The sequence below is a fragment of the Acidianus brierleyi genome (assembly GCF_003201835.2).
Taxonomy (GTDB): Archaea; Thermoproteota; Thermoprotei_A; order Sulfolobales; family Sulfolobaceae; genus Aramenus; species Aramenus brierleyi.
Genome location: NZ_CP029289.2, coordinates 1677656 through 1698013, shown reverse-complemented (window position 1 = coordinate 1698013; position 20358 = coordinate 1677656). Strand labels below are relative to the sequence as shown.

19 protein-coding genes and 1 pseudogene are annotated in these 20358 nt (G+C 32.7%); 16 read left to right on the top strand and 4 right to left on the bottom strand.

What is annotated here, in order from left to right:
* Nucleotides 1-8 precede the first annotated feature (8 nt).
* Nucleotides 9-653, top strand: a complete 645-nt coding sequence (locus DFR85_RS25155) for a tRNA(Phe) 7-((3-amino-3-carboxypropyl)-4-demethylwyosine(37)-N(4))-methyltransferase (protein ID WP_110270646.1) — start codon at nt 9-11, stop codon at nt 651-653.
* Here the strand turns inward: DFR85_RS25155 and DFR85_RS25150 are convergent.
* The 3 genes from DFR85_RS25150 to metG are packed head-to-tail and all read right to left on the bottom strand — an operon-like array spanning nt 576 to nt 2524.
* A complete protein-coding gene (locus DFR85_RS25150; RefSeq protein WP_110270645.1) occupies nt 576-1205 on the bottom strand; it encodes a 7-carboxy-7-deazaguanine synthase QueE in 630 nt (209 codons plus the stop codon). The two genes, DFR85_RS25155 and DFR85_RS25150, sit on opposite strands and share 78 nt — an antisense overlap.
* A gap of 3 nt (nt 1206-1208) precedes the next feature.
* Nucleotides 1209-2174 (bottom strand): NOG1 family protein, encoded by a 966-nt coding sequence (locus DFR85_RS25145; RefSeq protein WP_110270644.1) that lies wholly within the window; start codon nt 2172-2174, stop codon nt 1209-1211.
* Nucleotides 2168-2524, bottom strand: coding sequence for a methionine--tRNA ligase subunit beta (gene metG, locus DFR85_RS25140; RefSeq protein WP_432417908.1), 357 nt, complete (start codon nt 2522-2524; stop codon nt 2168-2170). The genes DFR85_RS25145 and metG overlap by 7 nt, the downstream gene beginning before the upstream one ends.
* Before the next feature lie 90 nt (nt 2525-2614).
* Between metG and DFR85_RS25135 the strand changes: the two genes are divergently transcribed.
* From DFR85_RS25135 to lysX, 15 genes and pseudogenes are all read left to right on the top strand, one after another.
* Nucleotides 2615-3322: a phosphoribosylaminoimidazolesuccinocarboxamide synthase gene (locus tag DFR85_RS25135; RefSeq protein ID WP_110271852.1), complete on the top strand. Its 708-nt coding sequence runs from the start codon at nt 2615-2617 to the stop codon at nt 3320-3322.
* Nucleotides 3319-3588 carry a phosphoribosylformylglycinamidine synthase subunit PurS gene (gene purS, locus DFR85_RS25130; RefSeq protein ID WP_110270643.1) on the top strand — a complete coding sequence of 90 codons (270 nt, stop codon included), beginning with the start codon at nt 3319-3321 and terminating at the stop codon, nt 3586-3588. The genes DFR85_RS25135 and purS overlap by 4 nt, the downstream gene beginning before the upstream one ends.
* A complete protein-coding gene (purQ, locus tag DFR85_RS25125) occupies nt 3569-4237 on the top strand; it encodes a phosphoribosylformylglycinamidine synthase I (RefSeq protein ID WP_110270642.1) in 669 nt (222 codons plus the stop codon). Before purS ends, purQ begins: the two co-directional genes overlap by 20 nt.
* Nucleotides 4231-6339, top strand: a complete 2109-nt coding sequence (gene purL / locus DFR85_RS25120) for a phosphoribosylformylglycinamidine synthase subunit PurL (RefSeq protein ID WP_168367156.1) — start codon at nt 4231-4233, stop codon at nt 6337-6339. The genes purQ and purL overlap by 7 nt, the downstream gene beginning before the upstream one ends.
* The gene (gene purF, locus DFR85_RS25115) at nt 6336-7676 is read left to right on the top strand and encodes an amidophosphoribosyltransferase (RefSeq protein WP_110270640.1); all 1341 of its coding nucleotides are present in this window, start codon (nt 6336-6338) and stop codon (nt 7674-7676) included. Before purL ends, purF begins: the two co-directional genes overlap by 4 nt.
* A 4-nt stretch (nt 7677-7680) precedes the next feature.
* Nucleotides 7681-8882, top strand: a pseudogene (locus DFR85_RS25110) (amidophosphoribosyltransferase).
* A complete protein-coding gene (purD, locus tag DFR85_RS25105; protein WP_110270639.1) occupies nt 8883-10316 on the top strand; it encodes a phosphoribosylamine--glycine ligase in 1434 nt (477 codons plus the stop codon). It abuts the pseudogene before it with no gap.
* Nucleotides 10310-11275 carry a phosphoribosylformylglycinamidine cyclo-ligase gene (gene purM, locus DFR85_RS25100; RefSeq protein ID WP_110270638.1) on the top strand — a complete coding sequence of 322 codons (966 nt, stop codon included), beginning with the start codon at nt 10310-10312 and terminating at the stop codon, nt 11273-11275. The genes purD and purM overlap by 7 nt, the downstream gene beginning before the upstream one ends.
* A 56-nt stretch (nt 11276-11331) precedes the next feature.
* Entirely contained in the window at nt 11332-11781 is a 450-nt protein-coding gene (locus DFR85_RS25095) for a hypothetical protein (RefSeq protein ID WP_110270637.1), read from the top strand.
* Between the two features lie 94 nt (nt 11782-11875).
* Entirely contained in the window at nt 11876-12019 is a 144-nt protein-coding gene (locus tag DFR85_RS25090) for a ribbon-helix-helix domain-containing protein (protein ID WP_246252862.1), read from the top strand.
* A 96-nt stretch (nt 12020-12115) separates the two neighbouring features.
* A complete protein-coding gene (locus tag DFR85_RS25085) occupies nt 12116-13291 on the top strand; it encodes an argininosuccinate synthase (RefSeq protein ID WP_110270636.1) in 1176 nt (391 codons plus the stop codon).
* A 2-nt stretch (nt 13292-13293) separates the two neighbouring features.
* Nucleotides 13294-14640 (top strand): argininosuccinate lyase, encoded by a 1347-nt coding sequence (gene argH, locus DFR85_RS25080; RefSeq protein ID WP_168367155.1) that lies wholly within the window; start codon nt 13294-13296, stop codon nt 14638-14640.
* Nucleotides 14615-15715, top strand: a complete 1101-nt coding sequence (gene carA / locus DFR85_RS25075; protein WP_110270634.1) for a glutamine-hydrolyzing carbamoyl-phosphate synthase small subunit — start codon at nt 14615-14617, stop codon at nt 15713-15715. Before argH ends, carA begins: the two co-directional genes overlap by 26 nt.
* Nucleotide 15716: 1 nt before the next feature.
* A complete protein-coding gene (carB, locus tag DFR85_RS25070; protein ID WP_168367154.1) occupies nt 15717-18854 on the top strand; it encodes a carbamoyl-phosphate synthase (glutamine-hydrolyzing) large subunit in 3138 nt (1045 codons plus the stop codon).
* Nucleotides 18854-19696 carry a lysine biosynthesis protein LysX gene (lysX, locus tag DFR85_RS25065; RefSeq protein WP_110270633.1) on the top strand — a complete coding sequence of 281 codons (843 nt, stop codon included), beginning with the start codon at nt 18854-18856 and terminating at the stop codon, nt 19694-19696. The genes carB and lysX overlap by 1 nt, the downstream gene beginning before the upstream one ends.
* Here the strand turns inward: lysX and DFR85_RS25060 are convergent.
* Nucleotides 19685-20278: a translin family protein gene (locus DFR85_RS25060; protein ID WP_110270632.1), complete on the bottom strand. Its 594-nt coding sequence runs from the start codon at nt 20276-20278 to the stop codon at nt 19685-19687. The two genes, lysX and DFR85_RS25060, sit on opposite strands and share 12 nt — an antisense overlap.
* Nucleotides 20279-20358: the final 80 nt, after the last annotated feature.

Here is a 20358-nt window from a genome sequence, read left to right as displayed (position 1 = left end):
ATCATCAAATGTCAAGTTGGCAAGATTTCAAGAAAAAGGCCTTAGAGCGCATCAATCATGATAAGGAGATTGGATATCTAGATCCTGACATCTATGATCTTTTAATGGCATTTTTTAAACGAGAAAAAACATATACGTATAGTAGTTGTAGCGGAAGAATTACCATAGTTGACTCAATTTTACCATGGGTTAGGAAAAACTCTACTATAGTGTTTAAAAATCATCTAGGTATAACAGAAGAGGACGTTATTGACATACTGAATAAAGGGCAGCTCTATAGACTTTGGCTAATAACTCAAGGACCTATTGTTCATGCTTATACAGAGGACGAAGAAGAAGCATGGAAAATAATAAAAATTGCAAGAGATGCAGGCTTTAAGCATAGCGGAATACTAACTAAAAATAGTAAGGGAATTCTAGTGGAATTAAGGACTGGCATAAGGTTTGTTCATTTAATAAGAGAAAATGAAGAACAGAAAATCAATTCTGAAGATGTGTCACGATTAGTTAAAATATCTAACGAAATTCTCCTTTCCGGCAAAGAAAAGATGAGAAATCTTCAAAATATTTTGGAATTATCTGTAGGAAATAATTCTGTGAAGCTGGGGGAGAACTCTGAAAGGAAGGTTCATTCTCATTATAGCATCGGCTAATTCTCTTAGACTTTCTATATAGTCTTTGCTAAGACCATTAGGTTGTACTATTACTTTTTTAGGGTTGATATTATGTTTTTCAATAAAGCTTTTTACTTCAAGTAAATCTTCCACTTTATCTATGACGAACTTATAGTATGAGGCCCAATCATCTTCAAAATTATAGTTGATTTTAAATCCTGAATTAGATAGTTTCGGAGATACAGAGAAAACATCTACAAGTTTTTTTAATTCCTCTGAAGGTTTTATTGTGCCGTTTGTTTCTACTATAATAAAATGTTCATACTCTTTTAACGTCTTGGCTAACGGCTCTATATTCTGTAAAAGAGGTTCTCCTCCAGTTATTGTAGTATATTTTATATTTAAATTAATATTTTGTAAAATATCTTCTATTGACATTTCTTTTCCATCATGCCTTATCCATGAGTATTTAGTATCGCACCAAACGCATCTTAAATTGCAACCTGCTAATCTTATAAAATTAGACGGATAACCTATAACATCTCCTTCTCCTTGTATAGACGTAAATATCTCTATTATCCAGTATCTCAATTCTTACTCTTGAAGTATCTGGAATATCTTATTTTTTAAATCTTCTATTCCTGATCCTTGTTCTGCAGATATTCTTAAAAAAGGTACATCTAATGATTTTACAATATTTTCTAAAAGTGAATTATCAGCATCGTCAATTTTGTTTATGGCAACTATAATTTTCTTATTAAATTGAAGTATCTCATTATAAAGATCTAATTGTTCTTTTGCAGAATAAATTGAATATTTTGATACATCAAATAAAAAAACTATTATACCATTTAAATTTTTAATGGCATTAAGAGCCTTCTTTTCTATCTCATTTCTCTTCTCGTTGGGTCTATCTAAAATTCCTGGGGTATCTATAACTTGAATTTTAGTATAATTCCAATCTATGTGCCCTACATGAATTTCCTTTGTTGTAAAAGGATAACTAGCTATTTCTGGCTTGGCAGAAGATATCTTAGATACAAGAGTAGATTTTCCTACATTCGGTGGTCCAGCCACAATTACTGTAGGCAAATCAGGATTTATAGCTTTCAATTTTTTTAATTCTTTTATAAGATCTATTAACCAGTCAATGCATCTGTCTTTTCTCAATACAGACGATGCTCTGCCAAAACCTTGCCTCATCAACCTATTACTGAGACTTTGGTCAGATCTTTTAATATTGGAAATATATTCATTTAATATTTTTATAGAAAGATTTATGGTTCTCATAGCAATTAAAACACAAAAATCTATCTCTTTTGATGATTTTTTTGCTATTATTTCTACAGACTCACGATAAAATGGGTGTAACTTATCAATTTTAGGTAAAGATCTAATAAACTCCAAGTATTTTTTTAAATTGTCACGATATGAAATGAGTCTTCTAATTTCTCTATCTTTAATATTTTCTCCAGCTATCTTAGGAAGTCTATCTAATTGAATTTTTATCATATCATTTATTTTTGGTGGGCATTTTACTTTCTCAAAAGGATTCAGCATATTCTTGTGCCTGATGGTACTTCAGAATCCGGTGTTAAAAGACTTGGTTTTATCCCTTTTTCTTCGTCTTCTTTACATCCTGCTGCAAGTATCATTCCTTGACTTTCATATCCTCTAATCATTTTTGGTTTCAAATTCGTGAGAACTATAACTTTCTTATTTATCATTTGTTCAGGCGTATAGTACTCTGCTATTCCAGAAATTATTTGCCTATCTTCTCCTCCTACATCTATTATTAATCTTAATAACTTTGTTCCTTCAATTCTTTCAGCTTTTTTTACTATTCCTACTTTCATTTCTATCTTTGCGAAATCGTCTATTGTTATTTCCATATCACTCTGGACAATCATAAAGGATATTTAATGCTTGTTTACTTTACCAAGTAAATAATTACATTATGGCTTAGAAGATTTTTTATACCAGTTATGTTAATAGCCAGTATGGAGACCCGTAAAATCGGGGAAGGTAAAACAAAAGAAGTTTATAGTTATGATGCGTCCCATGTACTTCTAAAGTTCAAAGATAGTATAACAGCCGGTGATGGAGCCAAGGCTGATATTCTTAAAGATAAGGGTGTCATTAATGCACAGACGTCTGCAATTATTTTTAGAGTATTAGAGAGAAATAATATCAAGACTCATTACGTGGGTATGTACGATGAAAGGACAATGATAGCTGAGAAGCTTTCCATGATACCTGTCGAGGTCGTTTTAAGAAATATTGCTACTGGCAGTATAGTGAAAAGACTGCCTATAAAAGAAGGAGAGGTATTTGAACCTCCAATTATAGAGTTTTTCCTAAAAGACGATAGTAGGCATGATCCTATGCTTAATTATTATCATATGGAATTTTTTAAATTGATGAAGAAGAACGAGGCTGAAAAAATAGAAAGTATTATGCTTAAAGTAAACAAAATTCTATTAGATCTTATAAATAGGATGGATTTTGTCTTATATGATTTTAAGTTAGAATTTGGAAGAAATAACAACGAATTAATCATAGGAGACGAAATAACGTTAGATTCTATGAGAATAAGGGATAAGAATGGAAGAATACTAGACAAGGATTTGTATAGAAAGGGATACCCTTTAGATATAGTAGCGTCTTCTTATAGAGAATTCTTAGATAAATTAAGTAAGGTGGTATAATGTTTAAAGTAGAGCTAATGATACTAAATAAGGAAGGTATTAGAGATCCAGAAGGAGAAACTATTCAGAGGTATATAGCTAAAAAGAACAGCGATAAAATAAAGAACATAAGAGTAGGTAAATATTTGCTTTTTGATATAAATGCAAATGACGAGGTGGAAGCTAGAGATATTGTGTATAAATTAGCAAATGAGAATAGACTGTATAATCCTATAGTACATAAAATTGATATAAGAGTGAATAAAATTGAAGACTGCAATAATTAAATTCCCTGGAACTACTTGTGACAATGATGTGTTAAAGGCATTAAATGAAATTAAAATAGATGCTGAAATAGTTAGGTACAAGGATTTTGATCCTGACAAATATTCTTCTGTAATTATTCCTGGAGGATTTAGCTTTGGTGATTATTTAAGGGCGGGTAGTATAGCGGCTAACACTGAGACAATGAAACGAGTAAGAGAAATGGCAGACGATGGAAAAATAGTTCTTGGAATATGTAATGGTTTTCAGATATTAACAGAAAGTGGCTTATTAAAAGGTGCACTACTACCTAATCTGAATCTTAAGTTTATAAGTAAGTGGGTGAATATTAAGGTAGTAAGAAATAATACGTTATTAACAAAAAAATTACAGAAAAAAGTTCTAAGAATGCCTATTGCTCATGCAGAAGGTAGGTTCTTTCTAAATGAGGAGGAGGCTAAGGACTTAATGGTTTTTCAGTACTCAGATGAGAAAGGAAACATAGAAGAAAAATATAATCCAAACGGTTCAATATTGAATATTGCTGGAATTGCTAATGAAGAAGGAAATATAATAGGTCTCATGCCACATCCAGAAAGGGCTTCTTTTAACTTAACTTCTATTGACGGATCTACTGATGGACTTTTACTCCTTAGGGGTTTGAAATGGTAAATCTTACTCAATACGAAATAGATTATGTTAAAAAGGCATTGGGGAGAGATCCTAATGAAGCGGAATGGAAGACTATAGATGCTTTATGGTCTGAGCATTGCTCATATAAATCATCAAAAATCTTTCTTAGAAGTTTTCCAAGCGAAGGAAAAGGAGTAATTATGGGTATAGAAGATTGGCAAGACGCAGGTGCTGTTGACATAGGAGATAACTATGCAATAGTAATCAAAGTAGAAAGTCATAATCATCCTTCTGCTATAGATCCTTTTAATGGTGCGGCAACTGGGGTAGGAGGAATTATAAGAGATATAATAAGCAAGGGTGCAAAACCATTAGCCTTATTAGATATGATAAGAGTAGGTAACCTATCAGATAATAAAAATAAATGGTTATTGAAAAATATTATTTCTGGAATAGGATTCTATGGTAATAGTATAGGTGTTCCAGTTGTAGGTGGAGAGCTAGCATTTGATAATTCTTATTCAGATAATCCTTTGGTTGATATAGCATGTGTTGGTATAGTAAATAAAAACAAAATAAAACCAAGTATAGTAAATAGGAAAGGCTTAAAGATAGTTATTGCTGGGCTAACAGGAATAGATGGACTAGGAGGTGCGTCATTTGCATCAAGAAAATTGAGTGGAGAAGATGAAATAGGTGCTGTGCAAATAGCAGATCCTTTCGCTGGAAAGATAATAATGGATGTTACACTTGAAATTCAAGACAAGGTAGAAGCCATAAAAGATCTTGGCGGAGGAGGTTTAGCCGTAGCTGTAACTGAAATGTCTAATGGATTAGGAGTAGTAGTTAGCCTAGATAAAGTACCGCTAAGGGTAAAAGATATGAGACCAGAAGATATACTAGTTTCTGAAACACAAGAAAGAATGCTCTATGCTGTAAAAGACGAGAATGTGCAAGACGTATGTAAGGCATTCGAATATTATGACTATCCATGTTCGGTTATAGGAGAAATTACTGGTGATGGTGTAGTAAGATTCACTTATAATAATAAAGAAATAGTGTCATTATCTTCTGACCTTCTTTTATATCCCCCACTCTATGCTTGGCCTATAGAGGAAAAGAAGGAAAGTAACGAAGTAAAACCTAATATAGAAATAAAGACAGCAATAGAGAAAATATTGTTAAATCCAGATTTAGTAAGTAAAGAATGGGCATATTCCCAATTCGACTATGAAGTAGGCACTTCTACAGTGTTAAAACCAGGAATGGCTGATTCTTCTGTTATATCATTGCCTAATGGAAAATTATTAGCAATAAAAGGCGACGCAAATCCGGACCTATGTGAAGAAGACGCTTATGAGTGTGGAAAATATATATTTGCAGAAGCTTACAAGAACCTGGCATCTGTAGGTTCTAAAGGTATAGTGGCAGTAGATCATCTTCAATTCGGCGATCCAAAAAGACCAGAAATCTATAATGATTTTGTAGAATCTGTAAGAGGTATAGGCGAAGCTGCTAGGTTCTTTTCTATTCCTATAGTTGGTGGAAAGGTTTCCTTTTATAATGAAAATAAGAATAACATACCAATAAAACCTACTCCACTAATTGTAATGGCGGGTTTAATTGAAGGAAAACTATTAAAACCTAGAATAGAAGAAGGCAATATTGTAATTTTAGGGTATACTAGAAATGAGATGAGAGGCTCGCTATTTTCAAAGATATTTGGAAAATATGGAAATATACCTAAAAGTAGGCTTCAAGAAGATCTTCTAGCGAGTGAAATTACATTAAATCTCATAAATGATGACAAAATATATTTTGCAAAGGATGTTAGTAGGGGAGGTATAATAGGTTCTCTTATGCCTATACTAGCTTATGGTTATACTGTATCCATAGACACTTCCAAAATTATAGGAACTGAGGACATATATGCAAAGCTATTTTCAGAAAATAGTGGTAGATTCGTTTTTATTACATCTGATCCATTTTCAATTAGTGATTTAGCTAAGAAAAAAGGTATGATAGCATCTACTATAGGTAAAGTAAGGAAAGGAAACTATTTAGAAATAGATTCATTAAAATTCAATATATCTCACATAATAGATCATTATTATAATTACTTAAGAGATGAGATAGAATGATTAAAGAACACTGTGGTGTTTTTGGATTTATAGGTAATAACTCTATAAAATATACATATGAAGGTTTGAAATTATTACAGCATAGAGGACAAGAATCTGCAGGTATCTCATATATTAATGCTAATGATCTAATTACGCAAAAAGGTCTAGGGTTAGTTGAGGAGGCATTAGATGAGAATATTACTCTCAATGATTCAAAAATAAGTATAGGGCACGTAAGATATTCTACAACGGGTAAGACTAGTCTAAAAGAAGCACAACCATTAAGTAATGAGAAGATCTCTATAGCGTTTAACGGAACTATAACAAATTACTTCGAATTTGGTAAATATTCTACTGATACCGAATTTATACTTGATTTCATAGATAAGGATATAAAAGAGGGAAAATCTATTGTTTCAGCTATAAAACATTTTATGGATATTGCAGATGGAGCCTATTCTATGTTGATTATGACAAAAGAAGGCGAAATACTTGCAGTAAGAGATCCAAAAGGATTCAGGCCACTGGTAATGGGTAAAATCGGCCAAAATCTAGTATTTTCTTCTGAAGATTCTGCTATAAAGCAATTAGGAGGGAAAGTAATAAGGGACATAAAGCCAGGGGAGATAATTAGGGCGAAAAATTCTGAAATAGTATCAGAAAGAATTGAAAATTCCAGGGTAAGTACTTGTGCGTTTGAATATATATATTTTTCAAGAGCTGATAGTACTATTGATAATATTTCGGTATACGAAGCAAGAATAAAATTAGGCGAAGTTCTTTATGATAAACATCCTGCTAATGCAGACATAGTAGTTCCAGTTCCAGATTCTTCAAGACCTATAGCTATAGGCTTCTCTAGAAAAGGTAAGATTCCACTTGAAGAAGCCTTAATTCGTACTATAGCTTCAAAAAGATCATTCATAATGCCTACTAACGATAAGCGTAATGAAGTAATAGAAGAAAAATTCGGAGTAGTAGAAAACGCAGTAAGAGATAAAAGAATAGTTCTAATAGACGATTCTATAGTTAGAGGTAATACTATGAAGAGAATTGTCTCTTTCATTAGGAACGCAGGAGCAAAAGAAGTTCATATAAGGATAGGATCTCCACCCATAAAGTTTCCATGCTATATGGGAATAGACTTTCCTAGCAGAAAAGAACTAATAGCTTCATCTAAAAGTGAAAATGACATAGCACAATATATGGGTGCTAATTCTATAGAATATCTAACAGTTGATGAAATGATAAAGGCTATAGGTAGAGAGACCTTATGTACTGCATGTTTTTCTGGAATTTATCCACTAAGAAATAGGTATCCAATAGATAAATTGGAATCAATATTTAATGGGTGAAAAAATGGCAGGAATTATAGGAATTATGGCTTTTGATAAAATCTGGAATATATCTAAATTTCTTTATTATTCCCTAATAGGTTTACAACACAGAGGCTATCTACGTAGTGGAGTAGTTACTTTAAATAATGGATTTTCTAAAATACAAGGAGAAAAACCTCCAGAAGATCTTAAGTTTTCACTTGATGGTTGGGCTGGAATAGGATATACTGGAAATAGCGCTTATTATCCAATAATTTTTGATGATGTAGCTATAGTAGTAGATGGTATAATAAAAAATAAAGAACTATTAAATAAAGTAAATAAAGATCCGGATACAACATTAAAAGAGTTAAAAGGTGCATTTTCTCTCATAGCATTAACTAAAGAAGGACAAATTATAGCATATAGAGATGAGAGTGGACTGAAACCACTTTCTATTGGTGCTTTTGGATTTGATATGGCTATAGTATCTTCGGAAAATGTTGGTATAAATGTTATTGGTGGCGAGACTAGAAGAGAAATAAATCCCGGAGAGATGATAATTATTGACAAATATTATATAGATTCAGTAAAACTAAAGGAATCTAATAAGTCATATTGTTCAATAGAATATATATATCAATCTAGAATAGATAGCAAAATAAACGAAAGAGAGATTTATTCTTTAAGAGTGAAAATAGGTGAGCAATTAGCTAAGGAAAAACCATTAAAAGGTGATACTATAATTGGCGTACCGGATACTGCATTACCTTTTGCAGTAGGTTATTCTAGAGTGTCTGGTATTCCTCTGGATTTAGGCTTTGCTAGAACAGGAAGTCCAATAAGAACTATGCTAGCGGACGATAGCTTCATGAAAGTCGTAGGTGTTCAATTAAAACTTAATACAATTAAATCCGCAGTATATGGAAAAAGGTAATATTAATAGATGATTCTATGGTAACTGGATTAACGTTAAAAAATACAGTAAATAGTCTAAGAAGAATGGGGGCAAAGGAAGTTCATGTATTAATTGGAAGTCCAAAGTTAATATCTTACTGTCCGTACGGTGTGGATGTTCCTAAGTCCTCAGATTTAATAGCTGCTAATTTAAATGATGAAGAAATAGCAAAAGTAATAGGTGCAGATTCGATTTATTGGCTTAGCCTAAAAGGTTTGTATGATGTTATTGGAATTAAATCAATATGTGTAGGCTGTATGACTGGTAATTATCCTAAGGTGATATAAATGAAGGTTCTTTTAATAGGAGATGGAGCAAGAGAGAATGCATTGGCTAAGGCTATAACAAAATCCTCTAACGATTATACATTATATGCTATATCTTCCTTTATAAACCCAGGAATAAAAGAAAATGTTGAAAAGTCTAGAGGAACGTACTTTAGAGGAGACATAAATTCTAAAGATTATGTAAAAACCATAATTAGAAAAATAAGTCCAGATTTTGGAATAATAGGTCCAGAAGATCCTCTATTCAATGGAATCGGTGATGTATTTAGAGAAGAAGGAATACCAGTTGTTGGTCCTTCAAGTAAGGGATCTACCATAGAGAAATCAAAAGTTTGGATGAGAAACTTAATGTGGAAATATAAGATTCCGGGCAGGCTTAGATTTAAGGCATTTGATAGCATGCAAGCAGCAGCAAAATTCGTGTCTGAATATGGAGGTTCTATAGCTATAAAACCTTCAGAACAAGTAGGAGGAAAAGGAGTGAAAATCGTAGCAGATTTGCAGGCTTATCTATCTCAAGATAAGAGATCGGCTGCGAGCAGAAGTGTAGAAGAAATAGGAAACTTAGTTAAAGATGAAATAAAAATAATTATAGAGGAAAAAGTAGATGGGCCAGAATATACTTTGCATGTTCTAACAGACGGTTATACATATTTGCCTCTACCTTTAGCTCAAGATTACAAACACGCTTACCAAGATGGAATAGGGCCAGAAACTGGTGGTATGGGCTCAATCTCCGGCCCTGGAAAATACTTACCATTTATTACAGAGGAAGAATATGAAAAAACATTCGAAATAGTAAAACAGAGTACTGAGGCAATTAACAAGGAAACAGATGAGAATTATATAGGTTTTATTTCTGGTCAGATGATGCTTACAGATCTATGGGGCCCAACTGTAATAGAATTTTACTCTAGAATGGGAGATCCTGAAACTGCGGCAATAGTACCGAGAATATCTAGTGATTTTGGAGAAATATTGGAATTAACTGCAGAAAAGAGATTAAATAGAGCTAAACTAGAAGTTATGGATGAGCCAGCAGTAGTAAGAGCATTTGCTCCATTAGGTTATCCATTAAACAAAGATATTGCGAAGGGAAATATAATATCTATAAATATAAATAAAATAAGAGAGAACGGATGTGATGTATTTTTTGGAGCAGTATCATTAGAAAATAACCAATTAATTACTACTGGATCTAGAGCATTAGAACTAGTTGCAATAGGGGATTATCAAACGGCAGTTAAAAAGCTAGATATATGCACATCATTTATTTCATCATCGTCTAAGTTAATCTATAGAACTGACATAGGAAGATCTATAGAAGATCAAATAGAAAAAGCAGAGATAGTAAGATATTCGTATAAAAATAGAGAGAGAAAAGGAATTTTAGGAGTTTCGGCAGATTGGTCCCCTAATGGTGGTTTATGGTGAAGTATTCTGACTCTGGTGTAGATCTAAATAAACTAAAGGATTATCATGCTTATATTTCTAAGATTGTCTCTTCTACATATAAGAATACAATAGTAGGCGCTGGACATTATTCGGGAATAATAGATATAAATGGAGTAAAAATAGCATTACACACAGATGGAGTGGGCACTAAAACTTTACTTGCCTCTAGAACTGGAAAATATGAAACTATAGGTATAGATTGTGTTGCAATGAATGTTAACGATCTGGTATCTGTTGGAGCTAAACCAATGGCTATAGTTGATTATATAGCAATGGAAAAACCTATGGATAAGGAACTAGACCAATTAATAAGAGGTTTAGTAAAAGGCTCGAAGGAAGCTGAAACTGAAATTGTAGGTGGAGAAACTGCCATAATGCCGGGAGTAATAAATGGATTTGATATGGCTTGCAGTGCACTTGGCGTAGTTAATCAGCCTAAACTAGGTAATGACGTAAAGCCTGGTGACTATATATTGGGTCTTAGAAGTAATGGCATTCATGCTAATGGTTATTCTTTAATAAGAAAACTAATAGATGATGGTAAACTTTCACTAAAAGATTGGGAAAATGAACTAATGGCTCCTACGAGAATATATGTTAAGGAGGTCCTAGGTGTTTTAGATAAAATAAAAGCTGCTGCTCATATAACCGGTGGATCTTTTACTAAATTAAGAAGAATAACAAAATATGGTTTAGAACTACATTTACCAGAACCTCAAGAAATATTTAAAGAAATAGAAAAAGCAGGAGTCCCGCATGATGAAATGTATAAGGTATTTAATATGGGTATAGGAATGATCATTTTCACTTCACAAGAATATATGGAAGATGTTAAAAACTTTTTAGAAAAATATGATGAAGTTTTTGAGATAGGTAAAGTGATAGAAGGATCTAGCATAAATATTATAACATACAAAAACGTTATTCTCCATCTATAGAATTTAATGAAGTCTTTTTAAACTCTGAAGCTATAAATGTGACTCTAGTGACTAATATGAAACCCGTAGATATAAAGTCTCTTATAAATTATGTATCTCTAAAAATATTGGGAGGAAGCGACTATCTATTAGATGCTTTAGAAGAATACTTAGTAAATGGTGAAGGACCTGCTATTGTAGCACATAAATATAACATATCAAAACATCAGCTTAGAGGTTATGCCCAGAGAATTATTGAAAAGAGCGGAAGTGAAATTAGAGCTAAAAAAATTATTCCGATACTTAAGCAAATGGCAGTAGACGTTAAACCGATTGTTGTTCGTGATGAAAATGGAGTTTATACATGTACGCTATGTAATACAGTAGTTGCTAAAGAAGATTCAGAAGAACATGTAAGAAAGTATCATAAAGATATGTTAACATTAGCCATAACAAACATGTCAGAGAAACTTGATGAGATTAGGGCTAAAAAGGAAAAGCCTGTAATATTTACTTCGGCAAGTTAATAAAAGTTTTTTAAATACAGATATTTTTATCTAACTATTCTTTTTGTCTTTCAAGCTAAAACATTTTTATTTTAATAATATCTTTTCTACATTGATGTATATGAGAAAGGTAATAAGCGTTAGACTAAAGGAAGATATCTTGAGAGAAATAGATAAACAGTATAAAGACATGGGTTTAGAAAGTAGAACTGAATTCATAAAAAAAGCCCTAGAATTTTATATGAAACGAAGAATGTGATTTTTGAGGAAATCCTTCAACATTCTCTATATTAAGAAATACGTTAAAATCATTTTCTTCATAATTTTTAACTAAAGTCGATACGTTTTGAGTAAGATGAAAATAATCTTAGCTTACTCTGGTGGTTTAGATACCACAGTTTCAATAAGATGGTTAAGAGAGTCCTTCAACGCTGATGTTATCACAGTAAGTGTAAATGTAGGACAAGAAGACGATTTTAAAAAATTGGAAGAAAGAGCATATGCAGCAGGATCTGCTAAACATTATACAATAGATGCTAGGGAGGAATTCGCAAAAAATTACATAGCGTATGATATAAAGATGAATGGATTATACGAAGATGTATATCCTTTATCTACTGCATTAGCTAGGCCATTAATTGCTGAAAAAACTGTTGAGATAGCAAGAAAAGAGAATACTACTTATATAGCTCACGGTTCAACATCTAAGGGTAATGATCAAGTAAGGTTTGATCTAGCTATAAAGGCTACAATGCCTAATGCTACTATAATAACTCCTGCTAGAGTTTGGAAAATGACTAGAGAAGACGAAGTAGAATATGCAAAGGAGAAAAAAATACCAATTAAAATTGAAAGTACAAAATATAGTATAGATGAAAATCTATGGGGAAGGAGTATAGAGGGCGATATAATTTCTGATCCTTCTAAGGAAGTTCCTGAAGACGCATTTGAATGGACAAAAAAAGAAAAGAATGGAAAGACAAAAATTTCGATTGAATTCGATAATGGAGTGCCTACAAGAATAAATGGAGAAAAAATGAATTTAGTTGATCTAATAAGATTTTTGAATTCTGAAATAGGAAAATATGGATTTGGAAGATTGGAACACTTAGAAAATAGAATTGTCGGTTTTAAATCAAGAGAAATATATGAAGCCCCGGCCGCGTTATTGCTCATAAAAGCTCATAAAGATCTCGAGAAGACGATTTACACTCCTTTAGAATATAGATTTAAGAAAAATATTGATCAAGAATGGTCTGATTTAGTTTATGAAGGTTTATGGTATGAACCACTTAGAGAAACCTTACAGAATGTAGGCAATGAAATGAATAAATGGATATCTGGTGAGGTGAAGATGGAAATAGAAGGTAATGGTGTTACAATAGTAAGTAGGGATTCTCCATATTCTCCTTATTCTGACAAAATAGCTAGTTACAATAAAGGTTGGTATCCAAGCGAAGAGATGGCTAAAGGTTTTATAGAAATATGGGGTATGCATTCTCTTTTAGCTAGAAAGATGAGGTACGGATAAAAATGCTATATAGGAAATGGGGATCAAAGAACGATGAAGTAATTAAGTATACCTCTTCTATAGATTCAGATAAAGAAATATTTCAAGAAGTAAAACTTGTAATGAAAGCACATGTAATAGAATTATATCTCGATAAGATAATAGATAAGAAAATATCTAAGAAGATTTTGGACGCTATAAATAATTTCAATGAGTTACCGGAAGGTTATGAAGATATTCATGAGGCTTTAGAGGATTTTATAATAAAAAACGTTGGAGAAGACGGAGGCTGGATTGGACTAGCGAGATCAAGAAACGATCATGTAGCTACAGCTCTCAGACTAAAAATGAGAGCAGAAATTATAGAGATATTAGAAAGTATAATAGAACTTAGAAAATTACTAATTGAAAAATCTAAGGTGTTTAAAAATGTATTATTTCCATCATATACTCATTTTCAGCCAGCACAACCTACTACTTTTTCTCATTACATGTTATACATTGAAGAAGAACTTAGTTCTAGATGGAACATATTATTCTCCGTACTAAAAAATATTAATAGATCACCATTAGGCTCAGGAGCAGTTGTAGGCACCAATACAGCTATTAATAGGAGTAGAGAAGCAGAACTATTAGGATTTGACAATATAATAATAAATACTATCAGTGCTACAGCATCGAGAGCAGATTTAATTTCTTCCGTATCAGAAATAACAAATTTAATGATATCGATGAGTAGAATTGCAGAAGATATGATACTTTTATCTTCTTCGTTTACTGGATATGTGAAAATACCAGACTCTCAAGTTAGTACAAGTAGCCTCATGCCTCAAAAAAGAAATGCGGTTACAATGGAAATTCTAAGATCTAAGGGCGGTGAGTGCATAGGAATATTGACCTCGGTGATGTCAATTTATAAAGGAATTCCGTCTGGATATGATCTCGATCTACAAGAAATTAATAAGAACTTATGGAATTGTATAAAAATAGCTAAGAGTTCATTAGAAGTTTTGAAGGATTTATTTGAAGGAATAGAAATTCTAAATAAGGAAATAGATAAATCTACTTTGGCTACTGATGAAGCTGAGAAAATTGCTAATGAGGGAAAACCTTATAGGCAAGCTTACTTTGATGTAGCAGATAAAGTAATGCACGGATCCTTTTCTCCAACAATTACATTGAATGAGTCAATAGAACTTAAGTCAGTTAGCGGATCTCCAAACCCTAAGATTCTAGAAGAAGATCTAAAACTTATAGGAAAAAGACTAGATTTAGATAAACTATCTCTAAGTGAATATAAATCATTAATAGTAAGTAAAATGGGCCAATTACGGGTGATAGAAGATGACATTATGCAGGAGGGGTTATAAAGCATATCTATACTTAGAGGATGGAACTTTACTTGAGGGTTGCGGCTTTGGAGCTAGAGCAGTCAAAGCTGGAGAAGTAGTTTTTACTACAGCAATGAACGGATATCCAGAAAGTCTTACCGATCCATCATATAAAGGACAGATTCTTGTAATAACCCATCCTTTGGTAGGAAATTATGGCATACCTAACAAAGAAATCGAGAACGGAATATTAAAGAATTTTGAGTCAGAAAGAATACAGATAGAAGGGCTAATTGTTGCAGAAGAGACTGAGCCTAAAAAATGGAATTCTTCTAAGTCATTACATGATTGGTTAAAAGAGGAAGGAATACCAGGGATCTCCGAAGTAGACACTAGAATGATTGTAAAAAGAGTAAGATCTAAAGGTGCAATGATGGGTGTTTTAGCTAGTGGATATGAGTTAGATGAACCACGGAAATTCCTCGAAAAAAGATACGATGAAATAGATTTTACTAAGTTTACTTCTCCTAAATCCCCAATAATTCATCCAAATGGTAATAATATAATAGTTGTTGTAGACTGTGGGACAAAACATGGAATACTATACGAATTATATAAAAGAGGTTTTACGATAGTTAGAGTTCCCTGTAATTTCTCTGCAGAAAACATAATGGATTATATGCCTAAAGGAGTAGTCTTTGGAAATGGACCAGGAAATCCAAATTTAATAAGAGACGTAGTAAAAACGTTTAAAGATCTTACAGAATACAGAGTTCCCATATTGGGTGTATGTCTAGGTCACCAGGTAGCTACATTAGCATTAGGCGGTGGAGTAAAGAAAATGAAATATGGACATAGAGCAATAAATAAACCCGTAATTGATACAACGGATGGAAAATGCTATATTACTACGCATAATCATGGATATGGAGTTTTTAAAAATGATATTCCACCTTCTTCTAAAGTCTGGTTCTATAATCCAGACGATGGGATAATAGAAGGTTTAATTCACGAAAAATTACCAATTATAACAACTCAGTTTCATCCAGAAGCAAAGCCCGGACCAAATGACGTAACTTGGGTTTTTGATAAATTTAAAAAGATGGTGATATAAAATGGAAAAAATCCTCATAATTGGGTCTGGTCCAATAAAAGTAGCAGAAGCTGCAGAATTTGATTACAGCGGAAGTCAAGCTCTTAAAGCAGTAAGAGAAGAAGGAATACAAACTATCTTAGTTAATTCAAATGTGGCTACAGTACAAACTAGCTATAAGTTTGCTGATAAAATATATATGGTCCCAGTAACATGGTGGTCTGTTGAAAAGGTAATTGAAGAGGAAAGACCAGATGGTATAATGATAGGTTTTGGAGGTCAGACTGCATTAAATGTTGGAGTGGATCTACATAATCATGGTGTATTAAAAAAATATGGAATAAAAGTCCTCGGAACACCAATAGAAGGCATAGAGAAAGCATTAAGCAGAGAGAAGTTCAGGGAAACTATGATAGACGTAGGTCTTCCAGTTCCCCCTTCACTTTCTGCTCAAAGTGAAGAAGAAGCCCTAAAGAAAGCTAAAGAGATAGGCTATCCAGTGATGGTACGAGTTAGCTTTAATCTTGGTGGTAGAGGTTCCATTGTCGCATGGAATGAGGATATGCTTAAAAAAGATATAGGCAGAGCATTATCACAGAGTTACATTCATGAAGTTCTGATTGAAAAATATCTTTACCATTGGAAAGAACTTGAATATGAGGTTATGAGAGATAAAAAAGGAGATTCTGCTGTAATAGCATGTATTGAAAACCTAGATCCAATGGGCACTCATACTGGAGAATCTACTGTAATTGCACCTTGTCAAACTTTGGATAATTATGAATATCAAAATATGAGAACCGAATCTATAGAAGTTGCTAAGTCTATAGACCTGGTAGGAGAATGCAATGTACAGTTTGCGTTAGATCCTAATAGCTACTCAAGGTTCGTTATAGAGACTAATCCTAGAATGTCAAGATCAAGTGCGCTTGCTAGTAAGGCTACTGGGTATCCATTAGCGTATGTTTCTGCTAAATTAGCCTTAGGTTACACACTTGAAGAAATAATAAACAAAGTTTCCGGATCTACATGTGCTTGTTTTGAACCTAGTCTTGATTATGTAGTAATTAAAATTCCAAGATGGGATTTACAGAAATTTGAAAATGCTGAAGAAAGTCTTGCAACAGAAATGAAAAGTATTGGCGAAGTAATGAGTATAGGAAGATCGTTTGAGGAAGCATTGCAAAAAGCCGTTAGAATGCTCGATATTGGTGAGCCTGGCGTAGTTGGAGGTAAGATATATAACAGTTTTATAACTAAGGAAGAGATATTTGGTAAGCTTGATAAGAAATATCCTTATTGGTTTTTATATGTTGCCAAGGCGTTTACCCAAGGTGCTTCAATAGACGAAATATATAATTCTACTGGTATTGATAAATTTTTCTTATTAAAAATAAAGAGAATAGTAGATTTTTACGAGGGCTTAAAGACTTCTAAGATAATTTCCAATGATATATTATTGGAAGCTAAAAAGCTAGGTTTTAGCGATGAGCAGATAGCTTCTGCTATCTCAACAAAGACTAATGATATAACTAAAAAAAGATTAGAAGCTAACTTATTGCCATATATTAAGCAAATAGATACGTTAGCTGGAGAATGGCCTGCTGTAACTAATTATTTATATCTAACTTATAATGGACAGGAAGACGATATAGAGTTTTCTCCTTCTGCTAATAAATTGTTAATATTGGGAGCAGGAGGTTTTAGAATTGGCGTATCTGTAGAATTTGACTGGGGTGTAGTATCTTTACTTGATGCAGTTTCAAAATATTTTGATGATGTTGCTATACTTAACTATAATCCAGAAACTGTTTCTACGGACTGGGATATTGCAAAGAAACTTTATTTTGACGAAATATCCGTGGAGAGAATAATAGATTTAGTTCAAAAGGAAAAGTTTAGATACGTAGCTACTTTTGCGGCTGGGCAGCTTGGTAACTCAATAGCAAAAGCCTTGGAAGATAACGGAATAAATCTTTTCGGAACTTCCGGAAAAAGTGTAGATATAGCAGAAGATAGAGAAAAATTTTCTACATTATTGGATAAGCTGAATTTAAAACAACCTGCATGGATATCAGCAAGATCTTTTGATGATGTTAAAAAATTTGTAGATAGTGTAGGATATCCAGTTCTAGTTAGGCCAAGTTACGTTCTTAGTGGATCGTCAATGAGAATAGCATATAATGATGAAGAGCTTTATGAATTTATAAAGAGAGCTAAGATTTCTACAAAATATCCAGTAGTTGTTTCTAAATTCATGGAAGATGCGATAGAAGCCGAAATAGATGCCGCTAGTGATGGAAAAGGTGTTATAGGTACTATTCTTGAACATGTTGAAGAAGCAGGTACTCATAGCGGAGACGCTACTATGTCTATACCATATAGGCAGTTAGATGAAAATACTGCAAAGTTTATGAAAGAAGCTGCATTAAGATTAGCAAGAGAAATAGAAATTAAGGGTCCATTTAACTTACAATTCGTCATAAAAGATAATGTACCATATATAATAGAACTTAATTTGCGAGCAAGCAGATCTATGCCATTTACAAGTAAAGCAAAAGGATTTAATTTAATTGAGAAAGCAGTAGATGGAATAGTTAGAGGTCTAGCTTTAGATGAGTTCTATGAGCCTCCTTCCAAGTATTGGGCAGTGAAATCTCCTCAATTTTCGTGGGCTCAAATAAAAGGTGCTTATCCATTTTTAGGGCCCGAAATGAGAAGTACTGGAGAAGCGGCATCTTTTGGGGTCAATTTTAATGATGCTTTATTAAAGAGCTGGCTATCCGCAATGCCCAATAGAATTCCAGAAAAAGGTAAATCTGCCCTAGTTTATGGAAAAGGCAATAATGAATATTTAAAGAAATCTGCAGAAAATCTATCTAAATTTGGTATGAATGTATATACGCTATCAGAACAGAAACTAGCAGATTTCCCAGATATAAGAAATAAGGATGCCTTAAATATGTTAACTCAAGGTAAGATAGATATAGTTATTACAAATGGATATTTGAAGAATATTGACTATGAAGTAAGAAGGACCGCAGTTGACTATAATATTCCTTTAGTTCTTAATGGTAGATTAGGTTACGAATTATCAAAATCGTTTTCTTGTAAATCCATTACGTTTTTTGAATTAAAAAAATATAGGGGTGAAGCATAATTAGAGTAGCTTTAGTTGTTGATATAGTTAGACAAGAAGAAAAACTAATAGTAAAGAGCCTAAATGAATCAGGAATAGCATATGATGTAATAAATGTAGGCCAAGAACCATTACCGTTTAATAAAGCACTTGGTAGATACGACGTTGCATTAATAAGATCAGTTAGTATGTATAGATCGTTATACGCAGCTGCAGTGTTTGAAGGCGCAAATGTACATACTATTAATTCTACTGAAGTTATTAATGTTGCTGGAGATAAGATTTTAACTTATTCAAAATTATTTAAAGAAGGAATACCAATACCAGATTCCATCATTGCAATGTCTCCTGATGCTACCTTAAAAGCCTACGAGCAAATAGGATATCCATTGATAGATAAACCACCAATAGGAAGCTGGGGAAGAATGGTTTCATTAATTAGAGATCTTTTTGAAGGAAAAACTATAATAGAACATAGAGAAATGCTAGCTAATTCTGCATTAAAAGTTCATATAGTCCAAGAATATGTTAAAGAGAAGGATAGAGATATAAGATGTATAGTTATGGGAAAGGAATTATTGGGATGTTATGCTAGGAATATTCCCCCAAACGAATGGAGAGCAAACGTAGCTCTCGGTGGAACACCAACAAAAATTGAAATTGATAATAAGCTTAAGGAGGTAGCACTAAAAGCTTCTGCAATAGTAAAAGGTGAATTCATTTCAATCGATATTCTAGAACATCCTAAAAAGGGCTATATAATAAATGAGCTTAATGATGTGCCAGAATTTAAGGGATTCATGTTAGCCACTGGTATTAATGTACCACAAAAATTAATTGATTACTTGAAATCAAATTTTTAAACTGGCCAAAAATACATCATGCCTAGTTTCTTCTATTATTCTTCTTAACTGATCTATTTTTTGTCGAAGGCCTGGTACTAAAGACTTTGGATATTCTAACTTCCAAAGAGTTTCATAAAGATTATCCATATAGCCTAGAATCTTATCTGCTTCGGTTATATTTCCATCCTTCCTTAATAGTTCTAATACACTTCTCCTCATTTCTCCTATGGAGTCTGCTATTCCTGTAATGTAATACGTATCAGGTATTCCTAAATCTTCTGGTAGATTTAATTTAACATCGAAATAGAAAGATAATATAATAGACGCTTCTGCTAGTTCTTGAAAAGATGTTCCTACGTCTCCGTACAGTAATTCAGGATAGTTAGATACTATATTTTCTATGTCTTTGGCCTTTTTAATTGCTTCCTCGTATTTTTTAATTGCTTCCTCTTTTTTATGTCTATGAGATAAGGAAATTGTTTCTCCACATAATCTTATTAACTCTCTTGACATCAAAAGTAATTTTTCTCTATTATCAGATCTTTCAGTTAATTTTGATTCTATTGAGTTTATGTAATCTATTATTTCTTCTATAGGCATATGGTGTTTAGATAAGGACAAGTGAATAAAAAATCAATCGATAGAAACATACTTATATTACTTATACAATAAAAGTGACT